We start from the raw sequence: 14,212 nt of genomic DNA on the forward strand, positions 1-14,212 counted from the left end.
TATCAAAAGCTATAGTTCTATTCATGAAGGAAAACAAAAGCTTATTGAGTTGTCGGCTTGAATAACTCATCAATCCTTCTGTGGGTCTTCCATTAATTATTCAGCAAACCCTAAATAAACTCAATACCAATTAAGCTTATAAATTCGTCGAATGTTTAGTCAACAAGGATTGTAACTTCATAACCATTGTCAGTTTATTTACAGCACCTACTTAATGCACAATGCCTTATACGCTCTGGTAAGCAGCCGCTACTTTACACGGTAAGCCATGGTTAGAATTTACCTAAGGATAGTTTTACTTGTATCCACTTCTTAAAAAACCATCTCATGAGGCTCTGAGCATAATCGTCTAATAAAATTGGTGGATGTAGACGAATTGCTTTCCACAGCTTCTGACCTGCTTGATTGATTCCGTGAAGGTCAGTACTGTATTGTAAATATTGTTGTGTGCAATATTCATAAAGCCAAGCTAAGCTCTGATTTTTCAGATACTGGTATTCGGATGGAGCTGTTTGAAAAGCCTTTTCAAACATCGCTAGCATTTGTCGTTCTATCCCCTCAACTTTAGAGGTCATTGAGCTAGAAGACTGACGATAATAAATTTGATGCTTGCGAACTACAACAAAAGGCCAGCAGAGAGCTAATCGACGATAAAAGTCCCAATCTGCACAGTGGGGAAAAGTAGAATCAAACTCTCCTACAGACTCAATTGCCTTTCTCCGAATTAAGGGATTCGAGCCATGTGCCAGAAAATTTTCGACCAGTAACTTAGGATAAACGTTTCCTTCAAAGGATACTGGTTTACCAGGAACTACAGAGCCTTCTTGCTCATACATAAAGTAAGTCCAGCTATAAGCAACTCCTGCCTCTGGATGCTCTCTCAATGCTGCTAATTGAAGTTCTAATTTGTCGGGTGTCCACAAATCATCGGCATCAATAAAAGCGATGAACTCGCCAGTTGCATGAGGGAGTCCGCGATTGCGTGCTACACACACACCGCCATTTTCATAGGAAAAAACTTTTAAACGCTCATCTTTAATACTCTGAACTAACTCTACAGTTCGGTCTTTTGAACCATCATCGATAATAATAAGTTCAAAATCTGAGTAGGTTTGCTTTTGCACTGATTCAATAGTTTCTAGAATCGTGCGTTCGGCGTTGTAGGCAGGAGTTATAATAGATACTGTTGGCATACTGAATAAAAAACTCAAAACTACATTTGCGAAATTGCATGACTGTTAAAGGGCAGGATAATCCAGCTTTTAACAAGTCTTCTAATCAGCCCTTGAGTGTATTCCTCTAAAAGAATTTTTGGCTGTATTAAAATAGCTTTTGCTAACTTTACAGTAGCTAATATCAAATTCTTATATTGATATCCACCGTACTTTAAGTATTGTTGTGCTGCGTACTTATAAACCCAAGACAAGCTCTGTTTTTTAAGGAACTGTAGCTCAGTTGGTGCTACTTGAAAAGCTCTTCCTATGACAATAAGAAGATATTTCTCCATTACCTCAACCTTGGAAGTCATTGAACTTAAAGATTGACGGTAAATAATTTGTGATTTGGGGATTAAAACGAAATTCCATTTTGCGGCTAACCTTAGATAAAAGTCCCAATCTTCACAAGATTTAAGGTTAGCATCGAAAAGCCCTATAGATTCAATTGCTTGCTTGCGGATTAAAGGATTCGAGCCGTTGTGCAGAAAGTTTCTGACCAACAAATTAGCATAAACATTCCCTTCAAAAAAGCTGGATTCATCGGCGTATGAATATTCTTTCTCTTCATACTTGAAATACGTCCAGCTATAAGCAACTCCAGCTTCTGGATGCTGCTGTAAGGCAGCTAGTTGTAGTTCTAACTTATCAGGAGTCCATAAATCATCTGCATCGATAAAGGCAATAAATTCTCCATTCGCCTGAGAGATGCCTCGATTGCGAGCTACAGGTAGTCCACCATTTTCATAAGAGAAGATTTTCAGGCGTTCGTCTTGAACATTGTAAAGTAACTCTAGAGTTCGGTCTGTTGAGCCGTCATTAATTACAATTAGCTCAAAATCCGAGAAAGTTTGTTGTTGAACTGATGCAATTGTCTCTAAAATGGTGCGTTCCGCATTGTAGGCGGGGATGACAACGGATATAGTTGGCATAAAACTAACTTCGATGTAATATTACAGTTTTTTCTGTAAGGTCTGGCTCAAGAGAACATCACGCAGTTGTTTACCAATTGCTTCAAGCGAGAAGCACTCCTCTGCGCGAGTGCGGGCACACTTGCCTAACTCACGTCCCCAAGTTTCATCATCTAGAACGCGACCAAGTGCTTGCGCCAGTGCTACAGCATCCTCTCGTGGCACAACCAACCCACCGGAAGCCTTGCCGCCTTCAAAAATGTCTGGCACACCGGGAGCATCAGCAGCTACCACAGGCAGACTACAAGCCATTGCCTCAATCGGCGCAACAGGAAAGCCTTCTTGTCGAGAGGCGAGGGTGTAAACGTCTGCTGCCGATAGATATTGGCGAATCCTAGTGCGATCGCGTACATATTCATCCACCCACATCACACCCCGCAGTTGCATATCTGCAATGCGCTGGCGTAGTTCGTCAGCATCAGTACCAGTTCCCACCAGCAGTAGCCGCAGATCTTTGCCAGGACGCTCGTCACAAACCTGCTTCCAAGCATCTACCAGAACGTCCAGCCCCTTGCGTTCTATTTCAATGCGCCCGTGATACACCGCCACTCTCGCCTCCAGTGGGATGCCAAGGGCTGCCCGTGACTCACTCCGATCAAAAGCACGCCATGTCACTACGTCCATTGGGTTGAAAATACGGGCTATTTTGGTAAGCGGCATCCCATAGCAGGCAAGTACTCGCTCAATCTCAGTTTGGGGGGCGATGATTATGCCTGCGGCTGCCTTTAACGCCAAAGGGCGCAAAGGTTGCTCAATGCGACTTAGCGGTTTATCGCCTCCCTGAAACGTAGCGAACACTGGCATCCCGATTAACTTTCCTAAGAGTACGCAAGCGTCGAAGCGTGGATATTCATACTCCTGACACAAAATGGCATTGCAGCCTTCGCGCTGTAGTTCACGGGCGAACAAACTTAGTGGCGTAGCTAGGTAAGCTCCTAAAGAAGACTTAATACCTGGGAACAGGGCAGAGCGAGTGCTGTAGTGGCGAAAAGCACGGTGAATTCTTGATGCAGGCATTACGCATACTGTAGCGCCAGTGGCTGTGTGCGTAAAGCGTAATGTCGCATCAACACGGGCTGAAACGAAGAATAACACTGTTCGCACGCCAGCGAGCCGCAAAGCATCTATGTAATTGAATAACCAACCGCCCGTCAGTTCATCACGAAAACTTTCCAGCGAGACACCAATTGTGTCGTGAAAGTCCTCGAATAATTCACCCCAACCCAACAAAGCAATGGTTGGTTGAATAGAAGTACTCGTTGAGGCTAGTTTTCCAGGCATGTCATATTCAATTTGCATTTTGATACCTTTACTTAACTTGGAAACGAATTCAAGAGTTCTTGTACAGCAGAGGAGACTTGTGAAGGATTTTTGACAAATCGACAAAATGGAACAGAGTAAGTCCAAGCCTTATAAAATTCTTCATTCTTGTAATAAGAATTAGGCAAGAATACATGAGGAATCTTCATAAGAGTGCAGAGGATATGCCCATGCAAGCGGTTCGTGATAATTAGACGATATTGCTGAAATTGATAAACTCCGTTGTGCATATACCTAAGTGATTGGTAATGCAGTGAAGGATTATGCATAGTATTAAAGGCACGGCTATGTGAAGAGTAATAAATCCATTTCTGCCGAAACATCCACTCCTTGGGAATTACTGTACCTTGCCTCAAGCCTTCCAACGTTCTAGATAAACGCCATGGTTTTGGTATCTTTTTGTAGTACTGATTTTGATAGATGTAAGAAGTCCAATCTTCTACAATCAAATCAGACAAATTCATAGACTCAGGAGAGAATAACTGATTAGACTCTGGGTCTTGCCTACAGTGGTACAAAATAGATTTGTTTGGAACTCTACTGAAGGACACTAGAGGAAGATTCACCATATGAAAAGCCATGTCTGGGGCTTTAATGATCTGACAATTGTCAAAATATTGTTGTGCAATTTCATAACTGTAATTATCGCGAACAAATAGAGTGAGGTTAGGATGCGAGTTGAAGCTCCTTGCTGCCTCTACTAAATTAACCTGATCAGCAAAATAAATGCTTTGTGGCAGAATAATAATTGGACGGTCTTTATGCTGCTCAATAATCCGTTCACGAAATTTTTGAGAGCCTCCATACAGATCACCTAAGTTCCCTCCCCCATGAAATACAATAGGACTTTTGCCAAGACGTTTTTGCATTTCTAAATCAGAGAAATCTTTAGTACTTGCAGCATAGCTAATTTTAGTTTTTAGAACATTGGTTAAGTAAAAGATTTCACCTAGCCAGATAAGATGATCGCCAATATTTGGATGAGCGGGATAATCAAGAAGCACACAATTTTCAAAGGCTTCTAGTATTTCTAAAGACTTATGCAAACTTGCTTTTATTTTTTCTGTCTCTGAGTGACTCGTCATTGTGTTTTTACTCGTCATTTTGTTTTTACTGGTTTAGCTACCCTCAAAATTGGAGAGCGACTCCTGATTATGTAGATGCCAATCAAAACATTACCCTTTGTTTATCAGAAATCCTGTATACCTATCTCTTACAGAAATTCCTTGGTAAAAACCATTTCATTTTCTGTACACTATAAATGAAAAATTAATCATTTATTATTGAATACATACTTAATAGCCCAGATATAATAAATAGATGTCAAAGCTTGATGAATGAGTACTGCTGCTGCCACCCAAAAAATACCCCCTTTCACAGCAACTAGCACAAAACCTGCAAACGTTAAAGTTTGGAAGAAAGCCCAATAGAGATTTAACCAAGTTTTACCAACAGCATTAAGTAGGTGTTTAACAGCAAAACTAATAGGGTATGGCAAAGCTGAAAGGCAGATCATACTTAAAATAGGGATAGCTGGTATCCATTTTTCTCCAAAAACCAATGGCACATAAAGGGGGGCTAAACCTGCCTGTAAAATAATAAGTGGAACCACAACTGTAGAAGTTCTTTTTATGCTACTAAAAAAGCGTTTTTTCACTTCTCTGAAGTCATCACGAGCTTCACAAAGGTAAGGAAATATAGCAGAGCTAAATGAGTTCATAACATTAAAGCTAATTCCTAGTCCGGCATTAAAAGCAAAATAGTATATACCTAATGCCTCGACTCCTAAAAATCTGCCTACTAATAAGTAATCTATGTTCCCTTTAATCCTGTTCAATAAATCTACCCCAAGCAAGCTGCCACCAAAGCTAATAACTTCTCGCCAACGTTCAATATTGAAAGTTTTAGGAGGTCGCCAGGAATGATTTTTCCAGGTAATCAAAATCCATACAGGATTTCCGAGAAGCATCGCCCAAACTATAGCCCATACGCCTACTCCTAGCAGAGCAAGAATAATTGTTATGCTATTAATAACTAATGAACTAATAGCATTACACATCGCTGTAACCTTTAACCGATTTTCTCGCTCAATCAGAGCAGTACTAACCAGAAATAACGGTAGCATTAAATAGGTTAATGCTGCCATACAAAGAGGTAAAGCTAGCTGCTTTTTATCATAAAATTGTGCAATAGGAAAAGCGGCAATACACTGAACAATAAAAATGGCTCCGCATAAAATCCAATTCAGCCAGTAGGAGGTTTCAGCAATAGTTTTGACATCTTTTTCGTCAGCTTGAATGATCTTTGCCCCAATCCCCCCCCGAAGAGTGAAAACACTAGCAAACTCAAAGGTGGTATAAATGATTGACATTAACCCATAATCTTCTGGGCTGAACATCCGAGCTAGAGTGACCGTAGTTCCTAGGCGAAAGACACGATTAACTAACTCTGCTCCGCCTAACCAGCCAACGTTCCGAATAAATTGACCAGACGTTAACTGCTTTAACTTAGTAAGTAACATTTAACTGTACCAAAAGTAGGCAAAAATCGAAGTAGAGGTATTCATACTCCTGACTCAAAATGATGCTGTAACCCTTACGGTATAGTTTGCGAACCAGCAAACTTAGTGGAGTAACCAGGTAAGTGCTTAACGCTCTTCCATCACTCTTGGATAAATTAACGAGTTTGCGAGGATACAGCTAACGGAAAATTAAGGTTTTACCCCAGGCTGACGGAAGAGCATAAGTAGGAATCATGACAGACCACAGTGGACGTGGCGTGTCATCTGAAATCGGTGGAACAGTAGCGCGGTAAGGATGTTGTTCACTCATCTTGGATTGCCTGCTTGATAGTGATTCAAGTCGTAATACGTATGGATTTGTTGAAGGCATCAAGCGATTTTTCTTTAAGCACTATGGCTTAAGAGAACATCACGCAGTTGTTTGCCAATGACCTGCGGTAAAAAGCAACTTTCAGCCCGGCGACGAGCATTTTGGCCCAACTGGTAACTCAATGCTTCATCGTCTAACACTCGACCCAGTGCTAATGCCAATGCCTTTGCATCACCACGAGGGACGACTAGTCCGCCGGAGACTTCACCCTCTTCAAGAATGTCAGGAACACCTGGAGCATCTGCGGCAACTACAGGTAAGCCACACGACATCGCTTCAATTGGCGCGACTGGAAAACCTTCTAAGCGAGATGGGAATGCGTAAATATTAGCTGCTGAGAGATAGCGCTGAATTACCGTGCGATCGCTAACAAATTCATTGAGCCAGAACACACCCCTTAATTGCATCGCCTCAAGGCGCTGGCGCAGTTGTTCAGCCTCGCTACCCGTTCCCACCAATAACAGCCGCAGATCTTTGTCAGGACGTTCAGCGCAGATTTGCTGCCAAGCTTGTAGTAATATATCTAGTCCTTTGCGCTTGATCTCAACTCGTCCATGCCATACGACGACCCTAGCATCCAGGGGAATGTCAAGAGCTTTTCGTGCCTCACTGCGGTCAATTGCTTGCCAGTTTGCTCCATCCAGCGGGTTGAAAATTCGGGCAATCTTGCTAGACGGTATCCTATAGCGATCGCGAACTCGCTGAATCTCGGTTTGCGTAGCAATAATCACACCTGTGCAGGCACGCATTGATAATTGTCGCGGCAGAATTTCTAACCCACTCTCAGTTTTATCACCTCCTTGGAACGTGGCAAACACTGGCAACCTCATCAACTGCCCTAAAACTACGCAGGTATCAAAGCGCGCATATTCATACTCCTGACACAAAATCGCTTGGCAGTTCTCCCGCCTTAGTTCCTGCGCTAACACACTTAGAGGAGTAGAAAGGTAGCTACCAACGCTTTTAGCTAAATCTTTTACAGGTGTAAGTAAAGAACGGCGGATGCTATTACCGTCTTGGATATCCTTAAAAGATTGCTTCTCATTTGCCCCATAAACATGAAGCGACTTGCGCCGAACAGCGCGATAAGCCTGGTAAATTCCAGAAGGAGGTAGTACACAAATCGGGGTATCAGTCGGGACATGAAGAAACCGAGATGGCTTATCTACATGAGCTGAAATACAGAAAAGAACTGTTCTCACGCCAACTTGTTTAAGAGCATTAATGTAGCCGAACGTCCAGCTACCGACAAACTCCTTACAAAACGTCTCAAAGGAAATGTTGATACTGTCTAAAAAGTCATCAATCAGGTCGTAACAGTGGAGCAAGGCGATTGTTAGTTCTGAACTGTGACTCGCCTCAGAGGTTTCCTTCTCCATATCAAGCTGCTCAGCAATCTGTAGAGTTGAGACTTTTTTCATGCTTGTAGCCTCGGATCTTGCATAGCGATTGGTTTTCTCATCAACTGAGTAAAATAACTGGCAACTTGGGGTGGGAAGAATCGTTTCAGTAGAAACTTGATGACTATTTTTTGATTGGTTTTATCCAGTAAAGTTTGAGGATGCAGGCAAATTGCTGACCACAGATGTTGCTGAGCTTGATTCACAGCACTGCGATCGGTACGATGTTGCAAATACAAAGATGCACAATAGGTGTGAAAGTTAGTCAAGGTATGTTTTTTTAGATATTGCAATTCTGGTGGAGCTGCTTCATATGCTCTTTTCATTGCAATAAGGGATGCTTCCTTCATCACCTCAACTTTAGATGACATGGCTCCAGGAGTGCGGCGATAGAGTATTTGGTATTTAGGTACTACAACAAAATGCCAACGAGCCGCCAACCGCAACCAATAGTCCCAATCTTCGCAGGATTTAAGTGTTGGTTCAAACTCTCCGGCTGAATCAATTGCCTCTCGACGAATCATTACATTAGAACCACTCAGAATGAAATCACCCATTAGCAACTGCTTATAAACATTGCCAGAGAAAGAATATTGAGGCGACGGAAGGAATGATATAGGCTGACCTCGTTCATCAACATTCATAAAAGAAGTCCAGCTATAGGCTACACCTGCTTCAGGATTTTTTTTGAGAGCCGCTAGTTGTAGCTCTAGCTTATCTGATGTCCACAAGTCATCAGCATCTATGAATGTAATAAATTCTGCACTAGCTCTAGTTATCCCACGATTGCGAGCACTCGGAAGTCCGCGATTTTCATAGGAGAAAATTTTTATGCGATCATCGTTGATACTTTTAACCACTTCTACAGTTCTATCTGTTGAGCCATCATCAATGACAATTAACTCAAAATCCTGAAAGGTTTGATGCTGAACTGATTGAATCGTTTCTTTGATTGTTCGTTCGCCATTGTAGGCAGGGATAACAACAGTAACTTCGGGCATAGTCTAACCTGTTAAGCTGGTAGTTGTTTTGACACAATAAAACCTCATCTTCCAATCGCTACTGTGTATCGACGTAGAGTGTAAAATAGTGCCAGAAATTTCTTGTAACCCTCAGTCCCAAACCAACGCATTATGGTGATCGCAACGCTCAAGCGGATATATTCTTTAGAGAAGAATATCCAAGGATAATGCACAAAGGCTTGCCGACGAAAATGTATGGCTTTTTTGTAATTTTTTGTGGTACTTTGCAGAGGTTTCCAAGCTAAACAAATATTGGCAAAAGCATAGCATCGTTGCTTTACAGTGAGTAGCTCTGGTGAAGCCCCAGCGAAGGCTTTTTCGATAACCATCTGAAAACTTTGCTCCATTGCTTCCCAATTTTTAGAAGCACTACTTGAATGTTGTCGGTAGTACACTAGAGGTTCCTTTATTACCTTGAACGGGTAACGAGAGGCAATCCGGAGCCACATATCCCAATCTTCAGCAAACGAGCGTAAATTCCGGTCAAAATCTCCACAGGTTTCAAAGCAAGATCGACGCACCATCGCCACACTGCCGCACTCAACCATGTTATGTTCGGTGAGTTTTTCCCATACATCACCCTCTGCCTGATTTTTGAAGACTCTTCCTGTAGGTTGACTTTTTTCATCAATGTAGGCGACCCAAGTGTATACCAGACCAACATCTGGATTCTCTTCGAGAACTTGCACTTGTTTTTCTAGCTTGGTTGGTTCCCAAAGGTCATCGGCATCTAGGAAGGCTAAATATTCACTTTGAGCATGGGCAATGCCAGTATTACGCGCCCCAGCTAAACCTTGATTTTCCTGAGAAACCAATCGAATTCGCGGGTCTGTTAGCTGAGAAGCCCACTGTTCAATCTCATCTGAACTGCCATCATTAACAATGATTACCTCAAAATCATCAAGCGTTTGCTTCAAAACACTTTCGACGGTTTCCGGAAGGTAAACCATTGCATTATAAGCGGGAATAATAATCGAAGTTTTTGGCATGGTTCAAAATTGATTCAGGTTTATCTGTAACTTTATTGGTGATTAATTCCGGATAGCTTGCTTTTGAAATTCAGTAATTGATGGGTTGATGCTAAGTTTAGTGGCTACTGGTAATCTGGCTGTATATTTGATTGAGTTTTGGGAAAGTTGTATAACGATTGTCCTTCTCTAAAGGCAATTCCTAACATTAATAATCCTGGCCAAAATACAAAAACACTGCCGTCGAAATGCTCACTAAATGAAAAAATACCCAAAACCATAATAATTTGTAATCCAAGCTTTGCAGTTTTATAAGTTTGAGATTTAATAAGTAAATCAATAAAACTCCAAATCATGGCTACAGCCAAAGCAACACAACCAACTAATCCATGAGTAAATAAAAGACCCAACCAAGTATGGTGAGTGCCAATCGGCTTGCGTCCCACAGAGAGTGGCCCCGGTTCACTAATTCCATGCCCCCAAATTGGGGCTTCAGTCTGCCAACGATATAAAGCAATGCGCTCCAAACCATCTCGCGCCTCTGAAGAGCCAGCACGAGCTTTCTTAAGGTTGTCTTTGAGGGTTGTTAGAAACTCGATCAGTGATTGTAAGTAGATACTCGCCAGGAAACTAATGCCCCCTGCTATGAACAGTACCCAGGGGCGTAGAAAATTTGTTAAAACCCAACTGGACAGCAGTACAACCGGTAAACAGACCATACCGGCTCTAGATACCGAACCCACAATTGAGGCAATCGTACTAACTATGCCAATCCATCGCAATCTTTTGTTTTGTTCTTGAAGAATTACGAAGAAGTAAATATTACTGGTAAGACCTAGAGCAGGAGCCCATGGTGTAAATAATCGCATACGACTGTTAATTAGAGTGTGAAAAATATCTACTTCATACTGTGGTTGTCCACCATTTAAAGGTAAAGATCTTAGGGGAGAAATATAAGTAATATTGGGGATATTCACAAGACCAGCTAGAGTACCAATAATGATTATAATTAAGCTTTGTAAGCAGAGAATACTAATAGCTCTATAAACTAATTGAGGGCGGATATTGAGATGCCCAGCTAGAGGAAATAAGCCAAAAAGAGCCCACGTTCTAGACCAAGCTGCTAAGGATTCAATAAATCGTTTAAGTCCAAGATCAAGATTGTAGTGGTTGACAACTGTAGCTCCTAATAACACCAATGCTGCCAGAATCCACACCCAAGCGGAAAGGGAAATAGTAATTTTTTCTTCGGGAGGAGTTTCTTCTGTTTGATTCCACCACTGTTGGATTAGATAACAGACTAAGAAAAATCCCAAAAGTTGTGCTAAAAGATACTGTGCGCCTAGATAATAAATTAAATAAGTTCCGACAATGTAATACCAAACCAGAGTTTCTGGAAGGTTTTGTGGCTTGATTTTTGTGGTACTCACGTTTTACCTGAAATAAAAAAGACTGTCAAATCAGCCGATGCTTTCGGTCAATCTGTTTAGCTTGTTGCCTTTTGCGATCGCGTAACCATAACGCTACCGTTCCTGTTGTCATGAAAAAAGAAGCCATAGCAGCTCCCGCTAGCACAAGTTTACGCTTAGGCTTTGTGGGTTCTTCTGGCAAGCTAGGCTTTGTGTAAAGCACGATTGAGGGATAAGAAGCAGAGACTTCTGACTGGCTCAGGTCTAACTTAGTTAAAGTTGATGAAAAAATAGTTTCCGCGATTTGAAGATTCCGTCTTAGAGCCTGTAGCTCAGAATCTTTTTGAGTATAGTTCGCGAGCTTAGATTCTAATATGACAATCTGCCGCTCTAACTCTTGAGCTTGGGATCGAAGTCCTTGCTGTTCTGTCTGATGTGAGATTAATTCTTGAAAGAGATTTGCTCGCTGTGGAGAAGAATTACTCTCATTAAGATTCAGTTGTTTCAGGGTGTCCAGCGTAATGGCTCGTCCTAGTAGTGACTGACCTTGTTGAAGGAGAGCTGCTTGAATTGCCTCCTGATCGCCCTGCTTATAAACCACTGTAGGATTATTTGAGGTATATCTAGACCTTAACTGAGTTAATTCTGCACTAACTCTGCTGTAATAGCTCAAGTACTCTTGAAATAGTTTATCAGATTGCAACGTTAGAGCATCAGCCGCTTGTTGAGCCGATAAGCCTAATTTAGCAGATAGCTCCCTGAACTTTGTGTTCGATCGCTCCATTTCACCTATCACCTCAGCTCGTTGCCGCCGCAAAGACTCAACGTTAACCGATAGCTCTTCTAATTGTTCGGGTGAAGTTAAACCTGAGCGCGCTTGGTAGGCAGAGACACGTTGCTGAGCTGCTTGCAATTTTCTTTCTGAAGAGCCAAGAGTAGTTCCTAATCTCTGGTCTTGCTGAGCAAGTTCTTCCTCCCTGAGCTTATCTATACGCTCTTTTAAAGCGTTGTGAAGAGCAAGCGCCTTGTTCTGAGCCTCTTGGGGGGTACTTCCCTCAATTTCGAGCGACATCAGCGTGGAATTATCTATAATTTTTATCTTAGACCGACCAAATTTCCCCACAGTCATGTGGAGCCGATTAGCTGCTGCCTCTAGAACTTCCATAGTTCCAGCTAGGTATTTGTAGTTTTCTCTGGGATCGGCAACCGCACTCATATAAGGGGAATCACTGCTAGAACTGGCTTGTCCAAGTCCCGGTATATTGACATTTGTAGTTGACTTAACTCCAGGGACAGAGAGCGCCCATTCGGCTTTGTATACGGCAGGACTTACTGTTAGGTAAAGTAAAGCAGCGCTCCAGGGAACTACATTAGTCACTAGCCCTAGGAGTAAATAAAGTGCACAGTTTTTTTGAGACTGGCTCACATTTGAAGGAAACTTAGAAGTTGCTGCAAGCTTAGTCATCATTACATTTTCACCATTTTCACTTTTTATCAGTTAGTTGATTGAGTTCCTGTCGTCTGCTCAACAAAAAAGAGTCAACTTGGAAACCAATTTGTTCTAACATCTGCTGACGCAAGGTTTTTTCTAGGTTTTCTAAATCAGTGAGTTCCTTAATGCTCGTCTCTTCATACAGAAGAGTAGTAAGTTCTTGCAGACAGGCTTGCAGACGCTGAGTTTTCTCAAAACTCATGGTCATTACTTGAGGCTTGAGTGTCTTCTGAGATTCGGTAAGTAAAGGTCTAGTTGCCAAAGTGGGAGGTTCTCTCTCATGCTGCTCGGTTGGAATATAGGTTCGATTTCCTAACACATTAGGCAAGGAGGAAAGTTGTTCGTACAGTTTCAAGTTTTCGGAAACAATGTTGTCCCAGTTATAGTTAGTCCGCACATATATTTGTGCTCTTTTAGCCATCTTAGCCATCTCTAGAGATTGTTGCAGTGCCTGTTCCAAAACTCGAACGCAAGAGTCTAAGTTTCCTGCTTCAAAAAGCAGACCTCGTTCCTCACCAATAAGTTGCTGATGGGGCGGAATGTTGCTAGCTAATACCGGAATTCCCTCTTGCATTGCTTCTAGCATTACCATCGGTAATCCCTCAACGTCAGATGGGAGAACAAATAACCCTGCACCCCGGACAATCTCCGCTAGGCGGTTGCCATAAAGCTCTCCTACGAATAGCACATCTTGATTCTCTGCGGCTAGATTGTAGAGTTTCGCCATGTATTGAGTTGTGTCACTATTACCACCGGCAATGACGAGTTTCCAGCCTTGGGACTTAAGCAATTGGAAGGCTTGGATTAGTAAATCGGGTCGTTTTTCGGGTACTAATCTGCCGAGGAAGAGAAGATAACGCCCCTGTTGTAAACCTAAAGATTTACTGTAAGTAAAGTTGAGGTCTGATTCTCCATAGGTACCCGGAGCGTTGGGAATATACACAGGTTCAATGTCATAGGTATCTTGGAAGTAGGATTTCAGCACTTTTGAGACTACGACTAACTTGTGAGCATAGCGCACCGCAGTAGTTTCCCCTCTACGGATTAACCAGCTAGAACAGTTACCCCACTTAGCGCGTTGCCAGTCCAATCCGTGACAGGTGACCACAACTTTTGAGGAGGAGGCAATTCTGGGGAACCAGCTAAACAGAGCCGGACCTAAGGCGTGGATGTGAATGATATCGTAGCGTTTTCCACTAGCAGCGAGCGCCGCCAAGGCACTGTTGGTAAAAGCGTCTATACCTCTTAAGGGTAAGGAAGGTATGGAGACTACTCGAACACCTCGGAAGTCATGTGAAGAAAACCAGGGAGAGTCACTGTAAGAAGAGCGAGCAAACAGATCCACAGAGTGACCCTGGGCAACCATTCTGGGATAAACTTCTTGACAGTAACGCTCAATACCGCCCTGCTTGACAGGTAATCCTTTGGCACCAATTACAGCAATTTTCATCAAGTCTGTTCTCCATTAATCGAGATAGCATGCATCTGCGATTTACACCCTGAAGAATGAGCCGACTTGCCTAAA

Annotated in this window: 12 protein-coding genes; all 12 read right to left on the minus strand. The window is 42.3% G+C overall.

Features of this window, described 5'->3' with window-relative positions; genetic code table 11:
* Positions 1–272 precede the first annotated feature (272 nt).
* Positions 273–1,193: a glycosyltransferase gene (locus H6F98_RS29715; protein ID WP_192222346.1), complete on the minus strand. Its 921-nt coding sequence runs from the start codon at positions 1,191–1,193 to the stop codon at positions 273–275.
* A gap of 20 nt (positions 1,194–1,213) precedes the next feature.
* On the minus strand, positions 1,214–2,146 hold the full coding sequence (locus tag H6F98_RS29720) for a glycosyltransferase (RefSeq protein ID WP_192222347.1): 933 nt from the start codon (positions 2,144–2,146) through the stop codon (positions 1,214–1,216).
* A gap of 21 nt (positions 2,147–2,167) precedes the next feature.
* Positions 2,168–3,484, minus strand: a complete 1,317-nt coding sequence (locus tag H6F98_RS29725; protein WP_242058766.1) for a glycosyltransferase family 4 protein — start codon at positions 3,482–3,484, stop codon at positions 2,168–2,170.
* 14 nt (positions 3,485–3,498) lie between these two features.
* Positions 3,499–4,590 carry a polysaccharide pyruvyl transferase family protein gene (locus H6F98_RS29730; RefSeq protein ID WP_192222348.1) on the minus strand — a complete coding sequence of 364 codons (1,092 nt, stop codon included), beginning with the start codon at positions 4,588–4,590 and terminating at the stop codon, positions 3,499–3,501.
* A gap of 188 nt (positions 4,591–4,778) precedes the next feature.
* On the minus strand, positions 4,779–6,026 hold the full coding sequence (locus H6F98_RS29735) for a lipopolysaccharide biosynthesis protein (RefSeq protein WP_192222349.1): 1,248 nt from the start codon (positions 6,024–6,026) through the stop codon (positions 4,779–4,781).
* Positions 6,027–6,204: 178 nt separating this feature from the next.
* Positions 6,205–6,336 carry a hypothetical protein gene (locus tag H6F98_RS34270; protein ID WP_277927626.1) on the minus strand — a complete coding sequence of 44 codons (132 nt, stop codon included), beginning with the start codon at positions 6,334–6,336 and terminating at the stop codon, positions 6,205–6,207.
* A gap of 74 nt (positions 6,337–6,410) precedes the next feature.
* Entirely contained in the window at positions 6,411–7,817 is a 1,407-nt protein-coding gene (locus H6F98_RS29740) for a glycosyltransferase family 4 protein (protein WP_192222350.1), read from the minus strand.
* Positions 7,814–8,797: a glycosyltransferase family A protein gene (locus H6F98_RS29745; RefSeq protein ID WP_192222351.1), complete on the minus strand. Its 984-nt coding sequence runs from the start codon at positions 8,795–8,797 to the stop codon at positions 7,814–7,816. The genes H6F98_RS29740 and H6F98_RS29745 overlap by 4 nt, the downstream gene beginning before the upstream one ends.
* Positions 8,798–8,841: 44 nt before the next feature.
* The gene (locus tag H6F98_RS29750) at positions 8,842–9,807 is read right to left on the minus strand and encodes a glycosyltransferase family A protein (protein WP_192222352.1); all 966 of its coding nucleotides are present in this window, start codon (positions 9,805–9,807) and stop codon (positions 8,842–8,844) included.
* Between the two features lie 104 nt (positions 9,808–9,911).
* A complete protein-coding gene (locus H6F98_RS34545) occupies positions 9,912–11,216 on the minus strand; it encodes an O-antigen ligase family protein (RefSeq protein ID WP_192222353.1) in 1,305 nt (434 codons plus the stop codon).
* 25 nt (positions 11,217–11,241) lie between these two features.
* Positions 11,242–12,573, minus strand: a complete 1,332-nt coding sequence (locus tag H6F98_RS29760; RefSeq protein ID WP_192222354.1) for a hypothetical protein — start codon at positions 12,571–12,573, stop codon at positions 11,242–11,244.
* Between the two features lie 106 nt (positions 12,574–12,679).
* A complete protein-coding gene (locus H6F98_RS29765) occupies positions 12,680–14,137 on the minus strand; it encodes a glycosyltransferase family 4 protein (protein ID WP_192222355.1) in 1,458 nt (485 codons plus the stop codon).
* Positions 14,138–14,212 lie beyond the last annotated feature (75 nt).

Source organism: Microcoleus sp. FACHB-SPT15, from assembly GCF_014849525.1.
GTDB lineage: Bacteria > Cyanobacteriota > Cyanobacteriia > Cyanobacteriales > Coleofasciculaceae > Symplocastrum > Symplocastrum torsivum.